Source organism: Pelagimonas sp. (assembly GCF_058892305.1).
The window spans coordinates 1-19593 of the sequence record NZ_JBZXVN010000077.1 but is presented as its reverse complement, the minus strand read 5'-3'; the positions used below and the strand labels follow the sequence as shown (position 1 = coordinate 19593).

The 19593-nt window shown below is 52.7% G+C and carries 15 protein-coding genes and 1 tRNA gene; 11 read left to right on the top strand and 5 right to left on the bottom strand.

Going from position 1 to position 19593, the window contains the following annotated elements; genetic code table 11:
* Positions 1-67: 67 nt before the first annotated feature.
* Positions 68-919: a carbon-nitrogen hydrolase family protein gene (locus AC5EFR_RS22900; RefSeq protein WP_493578005.1), complete on the bottom strand. Its 852-nt coding sequence runs from the start codon at positions 917-919 to the stop codon at positions 68-70.
* Positions 920-1015: 96 nt separating this feature from the next.
* Between AC5EFR_RS22900 and AC5EFR_RS22895 the strand changes: the two genes are divergently transcribed.
* Positions 1016-1699, top strand: coding sequence for a VOC family protein (locus AC5EFR_RS22895; RefSeq protein ID WP_493578004.1), 684 nt, complete (start codon positions 1016-1018; stop codon positions 1697-1699).
* A 77-nt stretch (positions 1700-1776) separates the two neighbouring features.
* A complete protein-coding gene (locus tag AC5EFR_RS22890) occupies positions 1777-2130 on the top strand; it encodes a hypothetical protein (RefSeq protein ID WP_493578003.1) in 354 nt (117 codons plus the stop codon).
* Between the two features lie 90 nt (positions 2131-2220).
* Here AC5EFR_RS22890 and AC5EFR_RS22885 read toward each other — a convergent pair whose 3' ends face one another.
* Positions 2221-2688: an Lrp/AsnC ligand binding domain-containing protein gene (locus tag AC5EFR_RS22885; RefSeq protein WP_493578002.1), complete on the bottom strand. Its 468-nt coding sequence runs from the start codon at positions 2686-2688 to the stop codon at positions 2221-2223.
* Between the two features lie 121 nt (positions 2689-2809).
* Here AC5EFR_RS22885 and putA point away from each other — a divergent pair, with 121 nt between their 5' ends.
* From putA to AC5EFR_RS22850, 7 genes are all read left to right on the top strand, one after another.
* Positions 2810-6289, top strand: a complete 3480-nt coding sequence (gene putA, locus AC5EFR_RS22880) for a bifunctional proline dehydrogenase/L-glutamate gamma-semialdehyde dehydrogenase PutA (RefSeq protein ID WP_493578001.1) — start codon at positions 2810-2812, stop codon at positions 6287-6289.
* 106 nt (positions 6290-6395) lie between these two features.
* Complete coding sequence (locus AC5EFR_RS22875; protein WP_493578000.1) at positions 6396-9131, top strand: aminotransferase class I/II-fold pyridoxal phosphate-dependent enzyme; 2736 nt, start codon at positions 6396-6398, stop codon at positions 9129-9131.
* Between the two features lie 12 nt (positions 9132-9143).
* Positions 9144-10604: a biotin carboxylase gene (locus AC5EFR_RS22870; RefSeq protein WP_493577999.1), complete on the top strand. Its 1461-nt coding sequence runs from the start codon at positions 9144-9146 to the stop codon at positions 10602-10604.
* Positions 10605-10639: 35 nt separating this feature from the next.
* Positions 10640-11605, top strand: coding sequence for a C45 family autoproteolytic acyltransferase/hydrolase (locus AC5EFR_RS22865; RefSeq protein WP_493577998.1), 966 nt, complete (start codon positions 10640-10642; stop codon positions 11603-11605).
* Between the two features lie 461 nt (positions 11606-12066).
* Complete coding sequence (dctP, locus tag AC5EFR_RS22860) at positions 12067-13071, top strand: TRAP transporter substrate-binding protein DctP (RefSeq protein WP_493577997.1); 1005 nt, start codon at positions 12067-12069, stop codon at positions 13069-13071.
* A gap of 81 nt (positions 13072-13152) precedes the next feature.
* Positions 13153-13767 (top strand): TRAP transporter small permease, encoded by a 615-nt coding sequence (locus AC5EFR_RS22855; RefSeq protein ID WP_493577996.1) that lies wholly within the window; start codon positions 13153-13155, stop codon positions 13765-13767.
* A complete protein-coding gene (locus tag AC5EFR_RS22850) occupies positions 13764-15053 on the top strand; it encodes a TRAP transporter large permease (protein WP_493577995.1) in 1290 nt (429 codons plus the stop codon). The genes AC5EFR_RS22855 and AC5EFR_RS22850 overlap by 4 nt, the downstream gene beginning before the upstream one ends.
* Positions 15054-16106: 1053 nt before the next feature.
* Here AC5EFR_RS22850 and AC5EFR_RS22845 read toward each other — a convergent pair.
* Complete coding sequence (locus AC5EFR_RS22845) at positions 16107-16730, bottom strand: DUF1415 domain-containing protein (protein WP_493577994.1); 624 nt, start codon at positions 16728-16730, stop codon at positions 16107-16109.
* Positions 16731-17122: 392 nt separating this feature from the next.
* Here AC5EFR_RS22845 and AC5EFR_RS22840 point away from each other — a divergent pair, with 392 nt between their 5' ends.
* Positions 17123-18154, top strand: coding sequence for a helix-turn-helix domain-containing protein (locus AC5EFR_RS22840; RefSeq protein ID WP_493577993.1), 1032 nt, complete (start codon positions 17123-17125; stop codon positions 18152-18154).
* Between the two features lie 119 nt (positions 18155-18273).
* Entirely contained in the window at positions 18274-18813 is a 540-nt protein-coding gene (locus AC5EFR_RS22835; protein ID WP_493577992.1) for a hypothetical protein, read from the top strand.
* 372 nt (positions 18814-19185) lie between these two features.
* Here the strand turns inward: AC5EFR_RS22835 and AC5EFR_RS22830 are convergent.
* Positions 19186-19262, bottom strand: a tRNA-Arg gene (locus tag AC5EFR_RS22830).
* Between the two features lie 104 nt (positions 19263-19366).
* Positions 19367-19593: hypothetical protein (locus tag AC5EFR_RS22825; RefSeq protein WP_493577991.1), on the bottom strand; the 227-nt coding region annotated here is incomplete at its 5' end.

Genomic DNA, 19593 nt, shown 5'->3' with positions numbered 1-19593 from the left:
ACTAGCTTTAGGGCTTTGTGGCTATTCTTAAAGTTTTGCGACTGGACGTAAAACCGATTCAATGGCTTCACCGCAGGCGTTTAGCCTTCTCCAGTGGTCCCAATCCATCCAGATAGTCAGAACGATAACCATCCTCATAGATCGGGAATTTTATAGTGGAGTCGCGAAAGCTTTTGAGCGGTTGTCCCATGTTCAGGATGCCCCGCTCGCGTTGGCGGCGGACTTCGGCGAAATCTACTTCGATTGGGATCATCTCTTCCTGAACACAACCGTCATGCAGGATGCGGCCCGCTGGGTCGATTACCTGACTATAGCCATTGCCACCGGCCAAAAGTCCATTGATGTGAAACACATACATCTGGAACATTGAAGCAGAAGCGCGGGCACAGGCAATATCGGCGTGACGGTCGATGAAGGACGCGTTGACCGGATTGATCAGAACCTCGGCACCCATCGACGCGAGAGTGCGCGTCAGTTCCGGGAACCAAACGTCATAGCAGATCGTCAAACCAAGACGCCCCACATTCGGGACGTCAAAAACACAGAATGTTTCACCTGGGGTGACACCATCTTCGTAGGGAGTGAACGGGAACATTTTGTCATAACGCGCGACTTCTTCACCCTGAGGGTTAAAGACCGGCGCTGCGTTATAAATCTTGCCGTCACGCTTTTCAAAATAAGATCCGGGTTGCAGCCAGATGTTAAACCGCCGCGCCATTTCGGCGAATTCCTGATCGAAGGAGCCGCCGGCCTCTTGTGCAGATGTTTGGACCGGTCCGTGTGCGGCGAGCTCGCTGAACACAACCATTTCCACCCAAGGATACATGTGCATCAAAATGGACAGCCGCTTGCGCATTTCAGACAAGTTGTTGTGCGTTGTGATGTGCATCTGAATGCCTGCAATCGCAAACTTGCTCATTGTAAGGGGCTCCTGTTTTTTCGTTGTTAAGGGGGCCGTCAGAGGGGCATGGGGTTATGCCGCCCAGTTCCGCTTGTCACCCAATTTCTCGACACTATGCATCATGGTGTTGCGATATCAAGCGGAAAATGCAACACCATGCATCATGATGATTGGGAGTCGCTAGAAGAGTCGGATTCTCAGAAGAGTAAATTTCTGCAAGGTATGGAGATTAAAGAGATGAAAAAGAAACTAGCGGTTCAGCCGCGTGGCTACCGAACCTGCACCGCGTCACTGGCGGTGTCGGACGTTCCCGCAGCGTTGGCATTTTATGCAAATGCATTCGGGGCGGACACACGTGCCAGTGATTCCAAAGCTGATCCGCGTTTCGCGTCCATCAAGATCGGTAACTCTATGCTGTTCGTCACAGCGGGGTGGAGCGCCAATCTTCATGTGCCCACTAGCAGCGCAGCGGCTGTAAATGTTGCTCACCACGTCTATGTCGAAAATGTAGATGCCGCCTTTGATAAAGCCGTTGCAGCAGGCGCGGTGCCAATCGCCGCTGCCGCCGATACGTTTTGGGGAGAGCGTTGCGCTACAGTGCAAGATCCCTTTGGTCATGTCTGGACCCTTGCAACGCGGTTGGAGCAATTGAGCTCTGGGGACATCGAAGAGCGTCGCTCGGCGTGGTTTGAAGGTCCAGCGCTCTTGACGGAGGCCGTGTCCTCGGATTCGGTAGAAACAGAGGTTGAGCAATCCGATTCAGCCGAAGTAGGTCAGGTTGAACCCGCTACTGCCTGACCCTGATGCGTTGCATTGACGGTTAGACGCTCCTATCACGGCGTCGAAGCCTTGCGATATTGAAAGCATGTACCACAATGGATGAAACCCCTGCGCCGACCTATACTATTCGGCAAAACGATCTCGCGGATCTGTCGGCGCAGCACCGGATCGGTGACTATCCTGTTGCCGTGCGTACAGCTCGCGAAATGCGAGGAGGTGGATTTGCCGATCAATCCAAGCACCCCAACACTTGGACTGTTTATTTTTTGGTCGATGGGCAATGGGCGTTGGTTGAATCCGCGCGCGGTCTGCGCCGGGAATGGTCGAGCCTGGATCGGTTGGAAAAGTGGTTGCGGGAGATGGGGTTTCGGTTCTTCTGGGTGCGCAATGACATAGATGTTGTCGAAAATGAGTGGGAAGGCCCAATGTCGGGCCCATCGCTGAAATAATAACTGGGTTTTGATTGCGAGGTTAAATCGGGTTCAACAGCTTGAATCGCCTTTGTTTCGAAGACCAGTAAAACAAAAATGTGACGGCCGTCATGTTATTTCATCGATCACAGATTCCATCGAAACATGCGTCGATGTGTTGGACACAAAGGGGAGGCCAGAAATCGACTCGGCCAACACCCGGCGATAGCTTTGGATGTCTGACGTTCGAATCTTGAGAAGGTAGTCAAAAGTACCAGCGATGAGGTGGCATTGCTCAACTTCCTCTATTTCTCGCACGCTAGCGTTGAACGCGCTTAGCGCATCTTCGTTCGTGTTTGTGAGGTTCACCTCGACAAATGCGACGTGTTCAAGTTCCATTTTCGCCGGGTTCAACCGGGCCTTGAAGCTGAGAATGAACTCTTCTTTGATCAGTCGTTTCAGTCGAAGTTGGCAGGGAGTCTTTGATAAACCAACGATATTTGCCAGTTCTGTTACCGTGACCCGCCCGTTGATGCTTAGGATCTTCAGAATGTTTTGGTCGATTTGGTCGAGATCGCTAGTTGTCTTTAGAAGCATGTTACTTTCACCGCTATTTTGCAGTTTTTTTATATCAAATCTCTATGAGCCGCGCAATATTGGTGAATAAGTCTACAGGGACTTGGTTAGTCTCGTTGAAAATTGTCACGAGGGTTCCAGCATGACTGCTTTGCAAGAAATACGCACTAATATTCGCGCTTATCATCTAAAAGACGAAAAACTGGTCGTCGATGAGCTGATCAAAGCAGCGGCAATTTCGGATGATCAGCACGCACAGATCAAACGGGACGCGGTCGACCTTATCAAAGGAATCCGCAATGATGCAAAACCCAGCCTGATGGATGTTTTCCTTGCGGAATATGGTCTGTCTACGGACGAGGGTGTCGCATTGATGTGTCTGGCAGAAGCACTGTTGCGCGTGCCCGATGCCGAAACCATTGATGCGCTGATCGAGGACAAGATCGCGCCTTCGGAATGGGGCAAACACCTGGGGCATTCAAGCTCCTCGCTGGTGAACGCGTCGACTTGGGCACTTTTGCTGACCGGTAAGGTTCTCAAGGAAGAGGGGCCTGGCCTCGCTGGTATCCTTAAAGGGGCCGTTAAGCGTCTTGGTGAACCGGTGATCCGGACAGCCGTGGGTCGTGCGATGAAGGAAATGGGCGCGCAGTTCGTTCTTGGCCAGACGATAGAAGAGGCTCTGAAACGCGGCAAGAAAAACGTCGAAAATGGGTACACATATTCTTTCGACATGCTCGGTGAAGCGGCATTAACCCAAGCGGACGCGGATACGTTTTACAAGTCATATGCCGATTCCATCGACAAACTGGCGGGGCAGTGCACGTCCGAGGATATTCGTGAAAATCCCGGTATTTCGGTCAAACTTTCGGCGTTGCATCCGCGCTATGAGGTAGGTCAGAAAGCCCGCGTCATGGAGGAACTCGTACCGCGCACGCTTGAACTGGCCCAAGCGGCCAAGGCGGCGGGAATGGGGTTCAATATTGACGCCGAAGAGGCCGACCGGTTGGATATCTCCCTAGATGTGATCGAAGCCGTTTTGCGAAATCCGTCGCTTCAGGGGTGGGACGGATTTGGTGTGGTTGTGCAGGCCTATGGGCGTCGTGCGGGTCACGTTCTGGATTGGCTTTATACTTTGGCAACCGAGCTTGACCGCAAGATTATGGTCCGCCTTGTGAAAGGTGCCTATTGGGATACCGAAATCAAGCGGTCTCAGGTCGAAGGATTGAACGGGTTTCCTCTGTTTACCCAGAAGGTCTCGACCGACATTTCTTATATTGCGAATTCAAAAAAGCTGTTGGGCTACACCGACCGCATCTATCCACAATTTGCAACACACAACGCACAAACCGTTGCCGCCGTGATGGAGATGGCCGACGACACTTCGAATTTCGAATTCCAGCGCCTGCACGGCATGGGCGAAGCGCTGCACGAGATCGCGCGCAACAAGAACGGTTCGCGTTGCCGGATTTATGCGCCGGTTGGGGCGCATAGCGACCTGCTGGCTTATCTTGTGCGTCGTCTGCTCGAAAACGGTGCCAACTCGTCTTTCGTTAACCAGATCGTCGACAAGACGGTCCCTGCAGAGGTGGTCGCGGCGGGTCCGTTCGAGACCTATGATCCCGATGGCGCCAACGCAGCCGTTCAACGTCCGATCGACCTTTACGGCAATGAGCGCAACAACTCCAAAGGTTGGGATTTGCATGACGCCGACGATCTCGAAGATATCGAGAAGGCGCGATCGCCTTTCAAAGCCCATCATTGGAAGGTATCGCCCGCAACGGCCCACGCACCCGATGGCACCGAAACCGAGACCGTACGCAACCCGGCTGATCCGTCCGACATTGTCGGCGAAGTCACACTTGCGTCTGCTGCTGATGTCAGCACCGCATTGGACAACGCCGCACCTTGGACGGTTTCTGCGCAAGAGCGCAAAGAGGTTTTGTTCCGTGTTGCCGATCTCTTCGAAGAAAACTTCGGCGAGATATTTGCTGCGCTGACGCGCGAGGCTGGCAAAACGCAAATGGATGCAATCGGTGAGCTTCGCGAAGCAGTTGATTTTCTGCGCTATTATGGTGCCCGTGCAATCGAACTAGATCAGCCAGAGCGCGGGATTTTCACCTGTATCAGCCCGTGGAACTTCCCTCTGGCGATTTTCACAGGTCAGATTGCGGCCGCATTGGCTGCGGGGAATGGCGTTCTGGCCAAGCCCGCAGAATCGACCGCGATTAACGCCTCTATTGGCGTGCGCTTGATGCACGAAGCGGGTGTCCCCGCAGAGGCGTTGCAGCTCTTGCCGGGACATGGTGCCGTGGTTGGCGCGGCATTGACGTCGGATTCGCGTATCTCTGGTGTGTGCTTCACCGGTTCGACCGCGACAGCTCAACGGATCAACCGCACAATGGCCGAAAATGTGTCCCCGACCGCGCCGCTGATTGCGGAAACCGGTGGCCTGAATGCCATGATCGTCGATTCAACCGCGCTTCCTGAGCAAGCCGTCCGTGATATCATCGCGTCCTCTTTCCAGTCAGCGGGCCAACGGTGTTCGGCACTGCGCTGCCTCTATGTGCAAGAGGATGTCGCAGAGACCTTTCTGAAAATGCTTTATGGCGCGGCGGACGAACAAAGACTTGGCAACCCATGGGATTTCGCCACGGATGTTGGGCCAGTGATCGACGAACGCGCACGCAAAGGCATTCAGGATTATATCGAAGCCGCACGCGCCGAAGGCCGTGTCATGAAAGAGTTGTCCGTGCCAAAGCAGGGCACGTTTGTTGCGCCGACGGTCATTCGGGTAAACGGCATAGAGGACATGGATCGTGAGGTCTTTGGTCCCGTCTTGCACTTTGCGACTTACAAGGCGAGTGAACTGGACAAAGTTGTCGATACGATCAACGCATCGGGCTACGGGCTGACTTTTGGGATGCACTCCCGAATTGACGACCGCATCCAGCAGGTGACTGAACGTTTGAACGTTGGTAACATGTATATCAACCGCAACCAGATTGGTGCGATTGTCGGATCGCAGCCCTTTGGTGGCGAAGGCCTATCGGGCACAGGGCCCAAAGCCGGTGGTCCTGCATATGTCAAACGCTTCACCAGACCGACTATCGAAACCGCAGATGTAGCAGATGATGGCGCATCGGTTGCCGCATCTGCCGCCCAAGATCTTCTTGTTAAAGTTCCTGCGCTTGAGCGTGTCGATCTTGAGACCAAGGTTTTGCCGGGGCCGACAGGTGAGTCCAACATTCTATCGACCTTTGGTCGCGGTGTAATTTTGTGCCTCGGCCCAACGGCAGAAATGGCCAAGCGACAGGCCACGATTGCCGAAGCGAGCGGTTGCCGGGCTGTTTGCATCGCACCAGGGGCCGAAGGAGGTCGTTCGTTGAACGGCCGTTTGTCGCCAAGGGACTTGGCATCGCTAGAAGGTTTTCACGCGGTTGCCCTGTGGGGGCCGGAAAGCGAGCTGCGCGAGGCACGTATTGCACTGGCGGGGCGCGAAGGCCGGTTGATTCCGCTTTTGGCGGAGAACGACCTAGCCGAACGCTGTGTTCTTGAACGACACATCTGCATTGATACGACTGCCGCAGGCGGGAACGCTTCACTGCTTGCAGAAGCAAGCTAAGGCTAAGTGGGCCAAAAGGCCCGTGGCCTGGAAAACCCGGTATTTCCGGGTTTTCCGCGCCGGACTCAAATGATGAAGACTGACGGGATCCGACATGCACTCAGACATGCAAATTGAAAACAAATACTATTCAGCCATTCAACTGCGGTCTGATCAGTGGAATGCCTTGCGAGAGCAGTTACGCCGCCTCGCAAACGCAGCCACGACCAGGGACACGTCAAAGGATCGCGAAAACGTCAAAGACTTGTTTGATTCCTTGGCGATAACGGAAACCTATTGGGCCTTTCCCGGAGTTCAAGGTTTCGACCACATGCGGCGCCAATTCGAACACGGCAACTTTGATGACGCGGCCTTTTCTGTTGAACGTGTCACGCGTGCATTGACCACAGGCGCCTATCGGCGGCGCCACATTCCTTTGGAACGGGAAAACTCGGACTCCGAGGATTACGAAGACGAGGCAATGCAATCCGTTGAGGCACGCGCGCTGACCAAGCCCTATTTTGAGGTCATGATCGTCGATGATCTGAACGAACACCAGGAACGGTGGCTCAAGTCGAATTTCCAACGCCTTCAGCGCCCCGAAGATCCATTTCACTATCAACTTGTGGTCGTGCCTAGCCTTGAAGATGCGCTGATCGGCGTTCTGTTCAACTACAACATTCAGGCCATCGTGGTGCGCCCTGGTCTAAGGTTGCGGTCAATGAACGAGTCCCCTGTTCTGTCCAGATACCTGAAACTGGCGGGCGGCGCGGAATATATCGAGTCCTTGGAAACCGATTCATATGGCCCCGAACTGTGCCGTATGATCGCCGATGTGCGGCCCGAACTGGATGCATATTTGGTCACCGATCGGTCCGTCGAAGAGATCGCCGGGCATGACTTGGGGATATGCCGCCGGGTCTTTTACAACCAAGAAGACTTCCAGGAACTGCACCTAAACCTTATTCGTGGTGTTCAAGCGCGCTATAAAACGCCGTTTTTTACAGCCCTCAAGGACTTCTCGGCCCAGCCAACCGGTGTGTTTCACGCCATGCCAATCAGCCGGGGCAAATCGATTTCGCGCAGTCATTGGATTCAGGACATGGGCGCATTTTACGGGCCTAACATCTTTATGGCCGAAACATCCGCGACGTCCGGAGGGCTTGATAGCCTGCTGGAACCGCACGGACCGATCAAAGAAGCTCAGGAACTGGCCAGTCGGGCCTTTGGGTCTAAACAGACCTTCTTTGCCACTAATGGGACGTCGACCTGTAACAAGATTGTCGTTCAAGCGCTTGTTCGGCCGGGTGACATCGTGCTGGTCGACCGCGATTGCCACAAATCGCACCATTACGGAATGGTTCTTGCCGGTGCGCAGGTCAGCTATCTTGACAGCTATCCGATCAACGAATTCTCGATGTATGGCGCGGTACCGCTAAAAGAGATCAAGCACAGACTTTTGGATCTCAAGGCGGCTGGAAAGCTGGACAAGGTCCGAATGCTTCTGCTGACCAACTGTACCTTTGACGGTATCGTTTACAATGTTGAACGGGTCATGGAGGAATGTTTGGCGATCAAGCCGGACCTTGTTTTCCTGTGGGACGAAGCGTGGTTTGCGTTTGCCCGGTTTAGTCCAAATTATCGCAAACGGACCGGCATGTCTGCCGCCAACAAACTTCGGGTAAAACTGCGTACCCAAGAACATGCGGACGCCTATGCCGCGCAGCAGGCAGAGCTTGAAGGTGCAGATGATGAAACGCTTCTGAACACACGGTTGTTGCCCCCCCCGCATGCGCGGGTTCGGACCTACGCGACCCAATCCACGCACAAAACACTGACATCGCTGCGTCAAGGGTCGATGATCCACGTCAATGATCAAGAGTTCCGAGGTGAGGTCGAACAGGCGTTTCACGAAGCTTACATGACGCATACGTCGACCTCCCCTAACTATCAGATTGTTGCGTCGCTTGATGTCGGTCGCCGCCAAGTCGAACTTGAGGGCTATGAGTTCGTTCAGCGCCAGCAGGAAGCCGCTATGTCCCTGCGCAAGGCGATCATGACGAACCCTTTGCTGCAAAAGTATTTCCGGGTTTTGACCGTCGCCGACATGGTCCCGGAACACCATCGTGAAAGTGGATTATCCAGTTATTATGACATGGATTCAGGCTGGGCTGGCAATCATCAGGATTCGTGGGAGCATGATGAGTTTACCGTTGATCCGACACGGATCACGCTTGCTGTCGGCAATACCGGTTGGGATGGGGATACGTTCAAAACCAAGATTTTGATGGATAAGTTTGGTATCCAGATCAATAAAACCTCACGCAACACCGTACTGTTCATGACCAACATCGGCACCACCCGATCGTCGATTGCCTATTTGATCGAAGTTTTGGTCGAGATCGCCAAAGACTTGGATGATCAACTGGATGATGCCTCAAAGATGGAGCGATTGGGCTTCGAGCGGCGTATCGCCAACCTAATGGAAGATTTGCCGCCTTTGCCGGACTTTAGCCGGTTCCATGATGCGTTCCGTCATGGATCGGAGACGCCCGAAGGTGACATCCGTTCAGCGTTCTTCTTAGCGTATGATGACGACAATTGCGATTATCTGCAGCTAGAAGGGTCGATCAAAGGCGCGATGGAAAGCGGCCTGGAAATCGTTTCGGCCAGTTTCATCATTCCGTACCCGCCGGGATTTCCAATCCTTGTTCCGGGACAAGTTATTAGTGAAGAAATCCTCGCCTTTATGCGAGCGCTCGATGTGAGCGAAATCCACGGCTATCGCCCGGAATTGGGGCTACGTGTTTTCACGCAAGAGAGCCTGGACAAGCTAACCAAGTCCATCAAGAAAAAGAACTGAGGGAGTTCAACGATGCCTAAGGCTGTTCTAAAAAACATTTCCGAAATTCGGCGCCATTTTCACCGAAATGAGGAGCCCATCTACTTCGTCTCAGCGACCAATTTCAACTTGTTAGGGTTGGACGAATGGAGCAAGAATTTCAAATATATCTGCTATATTGATTGCTATGATGGACGGCATCCAAACACCTTTGTTCCCACAGAGGCACCGCATTCAGAGTTTCAGTCGATTGAAGAAATTAACAACTACCTCTTGCAGCACAAAGAGGTGATTGATCTGGTCAAACGTCGGGGTGGAAAGCCGAAATTCGTTTTCCTGATGTTCGACGCGGAAACTGAGCGTTTGGTCAAGGAGCTAGGCGGCGAAATTTGGTTCCCCAAAGCCAAACTGCGTACAAAAATGGACGACAAGATCGAAACGGTTCGGATTGGCAACAAGGCCGGTGTGCCGTCAGTTCCAAACACTCTGTCGAAGGTGAACAGCTACGCACATCTCGAAAAGATCTGCAAAAAAGCCGAATTGGGCAGTGATCTTGTGCTTCAATCCGCCTTTGGTGACAGCGGCCATACGACATTTTTCATAAAAAACGAAGCTGACTTCCGTAAGCATGAGCACGAGATCGTTGATCAGGGTGAGATCAAGATCATGAAGCGGATCGACTGCCGTGGATCGGCGATCGAAGGCTGCGCGACCAAGGAAGGCACAATCGTTGGGCCGCTGATGACCGAATTGGTAGGCTTCAAAGAATTGACACCTTATCGCGGTGGTTGGTGCGGAAACGAGATTTTCTCAACAGCCTTTCCGCCGAAGATTCGCGAAAAAGCACGCGAGCTGACCTTTCAGTTCGGTGAGCAGCTCCGCAAAGAGGGATATCGCGGATATTTTGAACTCGATTTCCTGATCGACAAGAAGACCAACGAAATCTGGTTGGGGGAATTGAACCCACGGATCACCGGGGCGTCGTCGATGACCAATCACGCGGCTTTTGCCCATGCGGATGCACCGCTGTTCCTGTTCCACCTTTTGGAATTCTCCAAAAAGCCCTTTGAGTTGGACGTTGACGAACTTAATGCGCGTTGGGCCGATCCCAAGATGATCGACAGCTGGTCGCAGATGGTGATCAAACACACCGACGATTCTGTCGACATCGTCACCGAGATGCCGGAAACCGGGATTTATCGGATGCTTGAAGATGGGCGGATCGAATTTGACCGTTTTGACTATCACCGGCGCGCAGTTGAAAGCGAAAACGAGGCGTTCTTTTTGCGGATTCTCAAGCCGGGCGACTACCGCTATGAGGGCGCTGATATTGGCATCCTTGTGACGCGCGGTCGCTCTATGACACAAGGGTTCCAACTCAACGAACGTGGGAAGCGCTGGATTCATGGTATCAAGAACGCAGTTGCCGCCAAGCCAATCCCGTCGGCTGCGGCGAGCCCTGAGTTTGCGGACCCTGCATTCAAGATGCTTTAACGCCAGTCATGACTGAGATGAGTGCTTTTTCGCACATGACTTGGCGCTCCGTCAGCGAAGATAAGCCCGGCCCCAAATGGGCCGGACTTTTCCAAGAGAATTGGCCCGCCTATTATCAATGGTGGGCCCGTGAAGGAATTGAAGCACGGCCGTCCTATTTGGACGGGCTCCGTGCTATCGAACACCACATGCCAGAGATCGCACCGCTCTATGAGGAGTTGTGCGAACAGGCGGGCGGCTCGGACTCCGCGGCGCGCTTTCTTAGCTTCTATTGCCCGCCGCCCTATCTTTCGGGGTGTTCGCAGGCGATTTGGCCAGGAAAGGAGCCGGTGCTAGTTCGGAACTATGACTATAGCCCACAAGCCTTTGACAAACTGATCTTGAAGACCTCTTGGCAAGGCCGCAGTGTGATGGGCACAAGCGACGGGATGTTCGGTCTGGTGGACGGGATAAACGATGCTGGGCTTGCTGTGTCCTTAACATTTGGTGGTCGACGGGTCGTCGGAGATGGATTCGGCGTGCCGTTAATCATCCGCTACGTTTTGCAAACCTGCGAAACCGCGCAGGCAGCAGGCGAGGCGCTGCTACGCTTGCCTTCCCATATGAGCTACAACGTCACTGTCCTTGATGCCAAACGCAACTATCTGACCGCACTCATGGCACCAGATCGACCGACGGTCATTACCAACTCTCCGGTGGCAACCAACCATCAAGAGCGCGTTGAGTGGGAAAGCCACGCGCGCTTTACTGCAACGGTCGAACGAGAGCGATATTTGCTACAGCGTTTGACGTTGCACGTTGAACCAATTGAGAAATTTGTCCGGGCGTTTTTACGACCTCCGCTTTATTCAACGGCATTCAGCCAAGGATTTGGCACGCTCTACACCGCGGTGTATCGGCCCAAGCATCGGGCAATGGCCTTGCGTTGGCCCGACGCGCGTTGGGATCTTTCGCTCAAGCGATTCCCGGAGAAAACCTGTTTGGTTAAATTACCTTCATAATGACTCTTTATAGGTCGAAAGTGAGACCTAGTTTTAACCTTGCGAGAATGATTGATTGAGTCAGAGACTTCCGCTTTCTTGTGATCATCGGACGGTAGAAAACAGGACATAGAAACACTCGAATCTCAGTGTTTATTTCACCGGTACCGGGCCTCGCGAATGAGATTGTGGAAAACCGATTGATCAAGATCGCGTCTACGCGCGATCCGGGTAGACCTAAATCATCCTTAAAAATTAGTTAAATCGCCTGCGCCCCTGTTGATTTTAGTCAATTCACCTGTTGTTCTAGCACAAGTGCGAGGGGTAACTTGCTTCATGAATTTTACGTCTAGTCACAGTCAAAAGGAAAGCAAACCCAACCTTCAAAAGGAGCTTTGGGGGCCGCTCAAATTTTACCTTCACTTCCTCGACTGACCTGAAATTTACAATAAAAAACGGCACATCCAACCGGGAGAGACCCAATGAAATTTTCCAATAGCGTTAAAGGCTTGGCAGTAGGCGCACTGAGCGCCCTGATGTCGACAGCAGCTCTGGCTGACGACGTGACCCTGCGCTTTGCTGGCGTGTTCCCAATCGACCACCAAGGCACCAAGATGATGGAACAAGTTGCAGCAGATGTTGCCGCAGCTGATGTTGGCCTGTCTATCAACGTTTTCCCAGCCAACCAGCTGGGTTCTGGCGAAGCTCTGTTCGAAGACGTTGCCCGTGGCAACATCGACCTGGCCGCTGCGTTTATCTATGCTGATACCGATCCGCGCCTGGAATTCCTGTCCATGCCGTTCCTCGTTTCCGGTTGGGACGAAATGGATAGCGTCATGCGCAACATGGATTCTCAGTATAACCAGATCCTTCAGGAACTGACTGACGACTATGGCGTGCACGTAATGGCGCAAAACCCAGAAGGGTTTGTTGGTATCGTTGCAACCAAAGAGCCAACCAACTGGAACACCTTTGACGACAAAGGCATGAACATCCGTGTTTGGTCTTCCAGCGTTGTGAAGGCCATGATCGAGTCCCTCGGTTTCCAGGCTACAACAATGGCTTGGGGTGACATCTTCCCAGCGATCCAGTCCGGTATCGTTGATGGCGCGATCTGCTGCACCAAAACGGCTACCTATTCGATCTTTGCAAAGTCCGATGTCGGTTCGCACTTTGTTGAGTACAACTCGATCTCCGAGCTGACCACTTTCTACGCGTCCCAGCGTACACTCGACAAGCTGAACGATGAACAGCGCGCCGCACTGCAGGCCGCCATGACCAAGGCGTCTGATGATTTCTTCGCGTACAACCGCGAAAATGATGCGATCTTTGGCCAGAAGCTTGTGGACAGCGGTTACACCATCCTCAGCCTGAGCGACGAAGAACAGGCGGCCATGGCGGCAAATGTTCGTGAGAACATCTGGCCGCTGATGGAGAAGTCTGTCGGCAAAGACATCATCGAACGCCTGATGTCCGCGTCCAACTAATCAGCAAATTTCTGAGGGCCGGCCAACCGCCGGCCCTTTTTTCTATTGCTGAAACAAAAAATTTGAACAGGGGGAAGGGACATGTCGAACACCGATGTCGATAAGCTGACGTTCTTCGGTTACATCACCGCGGGGCATCAGCAAAAAATCACTGATGAGTTGCCGCCAATTTTTGGGGTGCCATTAAAGCTTATTGCATTCCTCATGCGCGTGATCGTCACGTTGTCTGGTTTCATCATGGCGTTTACGTTTGGTGCGGTCGTTGTAATCAGATATGGCTTTGGCGGTGACCTTTTCGCCTACGAAGAATGGTTGTTGGCCATCAGTATCGTAGGTTTTTTTGCCGGCGCTGTTCTGGCTTCGTCGCGGAACTTGCATATCAACGCCGACATTCTCGGAATTGTGATTCATAATCCTCGTTTAATTTGGTGGCGCGGCTTCGCGGTTCTGCTGATCGAACTCATCGTAATCATGTTCCTGTGCTATGCGTGTTATGTTTCTTTGCTTGATGATTTCTCGTTCCCACGTCTGCGTTCAACGCCTGTGTTGCGAATTCCGTTCGTTTCATGGCGGATCGCGATCATGGTCGCCTTTGGGCTAATGGCACTGTTCACCAGCGCATATCTTTACGTACACATTCGAAAAGGGCTCGGCCTTCCCCTAAGGTCGGAAATCGCGAAGGGGAATGACGCATGATTATCACTGGAAGCCTGATTATTGTTTGTTTGATGCTGCTGCTCGGCGTCAGCGTCTATGTTGCATTTGGTGCGGTCCTGATCTTTATCGCCGCGGTTGGTGACCAATCGATCACCGGGTATCTTCCGACGGGGTCCACTGGGGTTCGCTCGTTGGTATTGCTGGCTATTCCACTCTTCATGATCGCCGGAGGCGTCATGGAGAAAGGTAAGATCGCAGCACCACTTGTGGCCTTGGCCGAACTGTTTATCGGCCACATCAAAGGCGGCTTAAGCGCTGCGGCGGTTCTGGCCTGTGGTGTGTTTGGGTCAATCTCGGGTGCCGCAAATGCGACGCTGACTTGTATCGGCTCAATCATGATGCCGCATCTCAAGGATTCGAACTATCCGGCGGGGCAGTCAGCGGCGCTTATCGTCTGTGCAAGCCCGCTTGGATTGTTGATCCCACCCAGTTCGTCTCACATTCTCTATGGTTGGATCGCACAGCAACACGTCCTGAAATGCTTTCTGTCGACGGTCATTCCGGCGTTCATCCTGATCAGCCTGTTGATCATCACCAACCAGATCATGTTGCGCAAGTATGACAACATCCAGTTGAAGGAGCGTCCGACACCGTTCATGCCTGCTTTTGGTGCTCAGGGGCGTCTGGCCGGTCCTGCGTTGCTGATGCCGATTATCATTCTCGGTGGTATTTATGGCGGCGTCATGACTCCGACCGAGGCTGCGGGTATTGCGGTGGTTTATGCGATCCCGGTTGCGATCTACTTCTATCGCGGGCTGACTTGGAAAGGCCTGGCGCAAACAATCCAACGCTCTGGTGTGACCATCGGTGTTGTGATGGTGATGATCTTCATGGTTTTGATCGTATCGGATAATCTGATTGCTCAGGGTGCGCCTCAGTTGGCCAAAGACATGGTTTACTCGGTGTCGGACAATCCGATTGTTATCCTTCTGATGATCAACGTTGTGATGATCCTGATCGGGATGCTGATGGACGACATCTCTGGTTTGCTGCTGTCGACCCCGATCTTGCTGCCGATTGCGCAAAGCACTGGCATGGATCCGATCCACTTCGCAGCCGTTATCGGCGTGAACCTTGGTATGGCAAATATTACGCCCCCAACGGCACCTTTGCTGTATCTGGGCGCGCAGGTTTGCGACACGCCGGTTTCTAAAATGCTGCTGCCGACGTTGATGTTTATTCTGTTTGCCTGGCTCCCGACGCTGCTCCTGACCACCTTCGTGCCTGAGCTGGCTTTGTGGCTGCCTAACTTGTTGTTGGGGTGAGTAAACAGGACAGCACCCGCAAATTGGGCGCGTCATGAAAATAAGAAGGCCGGGCCAATTCTAGCCCGGCCTTTCTTGCCTCATAAGGTCTTTGAAACTTATCAATCAACGGCAATGCAGGTCACAGAACATGCGCAATCGCCAGGAGAAAGATCAAAGCCGTTCCCGAAACCACCGTAAGGATGAATTCGAAGCTTTTTTTCAAGTTGAGGGTCATTGCTTTACTCCTTGGATCAGGTCTCTTGCGGAGACTTTTTGTGTTTGGGGTCGAAAAATTCGGTAAACCGTTCTGGTTTGCCGTGGCTCTTCCGCAATTGGCTTTGTCGCCGTGTCTGCGGTCCTGACAATGTGGCAGGTATAGCCTGCACCTCGGTTGGACAAGTGCAGTGACTGCATACCTGAGATGCTGTTTCCGCATATTGCCATCGCTTGCGAAAGTTCCGGCCAAAACGGGAGGGGGCGTGGTAGGGAGAGATTCACAGTCTGGTGTCGCGCAGGATGCAGAATTAGTTGGGGCTGGTCTTGCGAAGGTCTAGCGCCCCTCCACCTCTCAGCCGAGAGCCGCCTCTGCGAGTCACTATATAGATGACGTTCGACATCCAAGGTTTGATTTTCAAAGAGATAACCTATTGATTTAAAATCACGGTTTTTCCATCGACAAACCAGTTGACGCTCTGCTCGTCAACGGCCGGTACGGGCCGTGAGTTCGAGAACTATTTTCGCATTTCCCGAAACTGGAGTTTGGCTGCGATGCAGAAAAATGATAAAGTGGAGTCGATAATACCGTTCGCCGCATCGCTGCAAACGGTCCATTCCAGCCGATCATCGTCCACCAATTTCTGCGATGCAGCTTCGCCAAACCAGCCGTTGGGGTTTTGGGGCTGCATTTTGGATCGACTAAGGTTTGTGTCGCTGAATTTGCTGCCGCTTACCGCTAGGTTAGATCATAGCGATGCTACAAACTGGGTGAGCCAAACTCTCTCTTAGGTTTAGCCATCTTTGGACCCGAAAACCCTGTCGACAGACGCGGTTACAAACCACCGCAAACAGTATTTATTTCCCCCAGGGGCAGAGTGTTTCGACCTGTTGGCGGCCAAGTTTATTCAATGTTTTTATGTTATCTAGATAAATCTTATCGGGGTCAGAAACGTGAGCGAGGACTTTGGTCATCTGATCTTGACGCAAAAGGTGTATGGTTGGATAGGGCGAGCGATTGGTAAAGTGACTAAGATCGCCCGCGTCCACACCCTCAAATTGATATTGAGGATGAAAGGAGGCTAGTTGCACATCCTTTGTCAACTCTGCCTGCTCCAATAGTTGCTGAAACCAATCGAGTAAGGCGAGGTATTCATCGAACTCTTCTAGACCTCGGGTAAACATGAGCAAGCTCGTGGCAACATCATTTTCGTTGCTCACGAGCAGGCGCTGTAACTCAGTCACAAAGAACTGCTTTAGTTCCGCATCGGCGGTGGCATCACATACAGCAAAATGGACTTGGTCTCGGGCTATGACGCTCGAGGAAAATGGGCATAGATTTAATCCCACTACCATTTGTTCAAGCCATCGACGGGTGTTTTTTACTACGTCGTGATGAGCTAGTGACAGCGTCTTTGAGGTGACCTTATTGATACGAGAAATCCTTTCATGTTTGACATGCTTAAAGCAGGTTCTGCCCATGTTTCCAATTTGTTTGCGGACGCGAAAACCGTCGAAACGGTGCAGTCACAACTGTCTATTATGAGATTCCATCCTTCGCCCTTGGCAAACGTCCCAAAACCCCCGTCCATAGCCGAAGGCGCGATGTCCGCTACCGATGGTCAGAGGTCATTCACACCGGCTGGGAGTAACCCGCTTGCAGCATCCACTATTGCCCCACGCCGCAGTTTGACTTGAACATAGTTCTAAAACGCGATCTCGTACCAGAGACGACTAGCAAATTCCAATGTGCGTGGTGTTAAATTCGATCGCATCGTAGTCTTGCGGGTCAAACAACTCGGACGAACAGCACCCAAAACGTAGCATGGCATCTAAGCCATTGGGTTTGAGAAATTGATTTGAGGAATACCACAGTGAGCACGGTTCCCACGTCTTGGCTCATTTCGATTCTTGCGGTTTTTATCGCAGCAGCGGTGGAGAGCAGACCGCTGCTGCCTGTTGCTGCGCGCGTTCTGTTTGGCCTGGCACTTTGCCTAGTTGCAGTGGTCACGGTCTTTGTGGGATTAAGATCGGTATATGCGATGGATGCGCTGAGCCGGATACAGCCTCATATAGCGATATTGATAGCCCCCACGCTATGGCTTGGTTTTCAATCACTTGCGTCTACGACCGGGTCCCCAACCCGGCAGAGGCTTGTGATAGCGGCCATTGCTCTTGTAGTAGGGCAACTTGCGCTTCTTCTACCAATGGCCTGGTCCGCTGATTTGGTCGTGATCGGCACCAATGCCATCTTTGCAATTTTGCTGGCAAGGATGCTGCGCCGACCGCCGGACGCATTTGTTCAGGTCCCACCCAACAAATTTCGCATAACCAGAGTTTCGTTGCTCTTTGCGCTCCTCTTCATCGCCTTGATCGTTGCGGCTGATCTGATCTTTGTTGCGGTGCTTTCCGCGGGCAACACAGGGATTATCCAGCTACTGACTGGCGTATCTGGTGTGATTGTTACGGTCGTTTTGCTGAGTGCGCTGGTTGGCGTTCCACTTGTCCTTGGCGGTCAGACGCGGCAGGTTTCGCGCGATCCCAATACAGAGACACCTCTGGAAGAAGACCAGGATCTGTTGCGCAAGCTCGATCAACTGATGGCAGAACAGCAAATGTTCACGGACCCGGATCTGACGCTTGCGCGGTTGGGTCGGCGGCTTCACTGCCCCGCACGGAGCGTTTCAAAAGCGGTCAACCGCGTTCACGGAGAGAACATTTCGCGCTATATTAATGGTTTTCGCGTGCGCCATGCGGCGATGCTACTGACGACCACTGATCTGCCCGTGACAGACATCATGTTGGAAGCCGGTTTCCAAAGTAAATCTAGTTTCAACACAGAGTTTCGCCGCCTGACCGGTCAAACTCCGTCTGCCTATAAACACCACGGGAGTGGCGACAAATAGGTTCGCAATTGCGATTTCAAACGTTCGGAAACGTAAATTCGGGCGCAGGTCCCGCACCTTTCAGCTTTCTTGGTTGCACAGCCCGCAAGCGTGGCGCAGCAACCATGAAAGGAATTGTCATGAAACTCAGAACGCCAAAAGATCATCTGGCGACCATTGGATTGGCGGTCAGTGTGATATTGATCACCGTCGCAACACTCGATGTTGCAAAGGCTGACTCGATCATCGTCCCGGAAAGGGACATCGCCGTCATCGATATATTGCACCCAAAAGAAGGGAACCTTTTGATGCTGCGCGGGATTGCCGGTCAAGGCACCGCCTCGATTCGCATCAACAACGCTTGCCGCACGATGCCTGTCCGTTTTGTGGCAGGCGATTTTTCAGGTGAACATATCGATGTGGGTCGTACGGGGGCGATCCGAATTTTCATAAAAAACCCCAAGGTGGTGCGCGACCTTCTAGCAGGGCGGGATTTGGTCAGCGACATGGTGCGCGTGTCATCCGATGCCAAGGATCAGCGGGCGGACTTGTATCTTGCAAAAGGCCTTTCAGCAAACACCGGATTTGTCATCAACCCAGGCCGAAACCTTTTGGCGGACGTGTTTGGGTCACGCAAGACGGACGTGGACTGCGCCAGCCTTTTTACAAACCTTCCTTAGACTGGAATGTGCACGCGCAGCGGATGCGAAGGACGGAAGACAAGCTGTCTGTGTCCTGAGTTTCACGCTGCGCACCTTTCTGCGCAAAAGTCATACGGCTTGCGCCGAACGTCTGAACTGTTCTGGGTCGGCGATTGTGTATGAAAGGCTCTGGATTCCAGGGACCGTAGCGTGAAAGAGGCACGTAGTGAGTGTCATCACCTCCGGGCGACGGTATGGACCTGGAAGTCTTAGGAACATGTGTGGCAGGCAAGTTCAGTTAAGTTGATGAATTGAATTCGTTAAATGCGTGGCGGGCACAATAGCGCCACAAGACACCGGTGTTGACGTGAAAACGGACTTTGGATGTCGAATGACAATAGATCATGAAAATGGCGATCCCGGGAGGACTCGAACCCCCAACATCCTGATTAGAAGTCAGGTGCTCTATCCAGTTGAGCTACGGGACCATAGGCTCTTTGACAGGGGTTTGAAGAAGCTTGCACTCTTTTAACCTACCGTCTTCATTTGTATTTTTCGACCGACATGGCAGCTACTCTGACTATCCGGTCAATCACACACTGTGTGTGTAGCAGATGAGAATTTCGGTGAAAAGCACCTTTCCTAGGTCCACAAAGGTCGCGGCCGTGGGCAACCCATATGGGGCCAGATTACGAAAAGTTCGAACAAAAATGAGCACTATGCATCCTTCCATGCCCCCAAAAAGCATGACGTGCAGGACTGGGTTGCCGGTGTCATGAAACGGGTCGGCCCAAACGCAACTGAAATGGAAATCTTCGG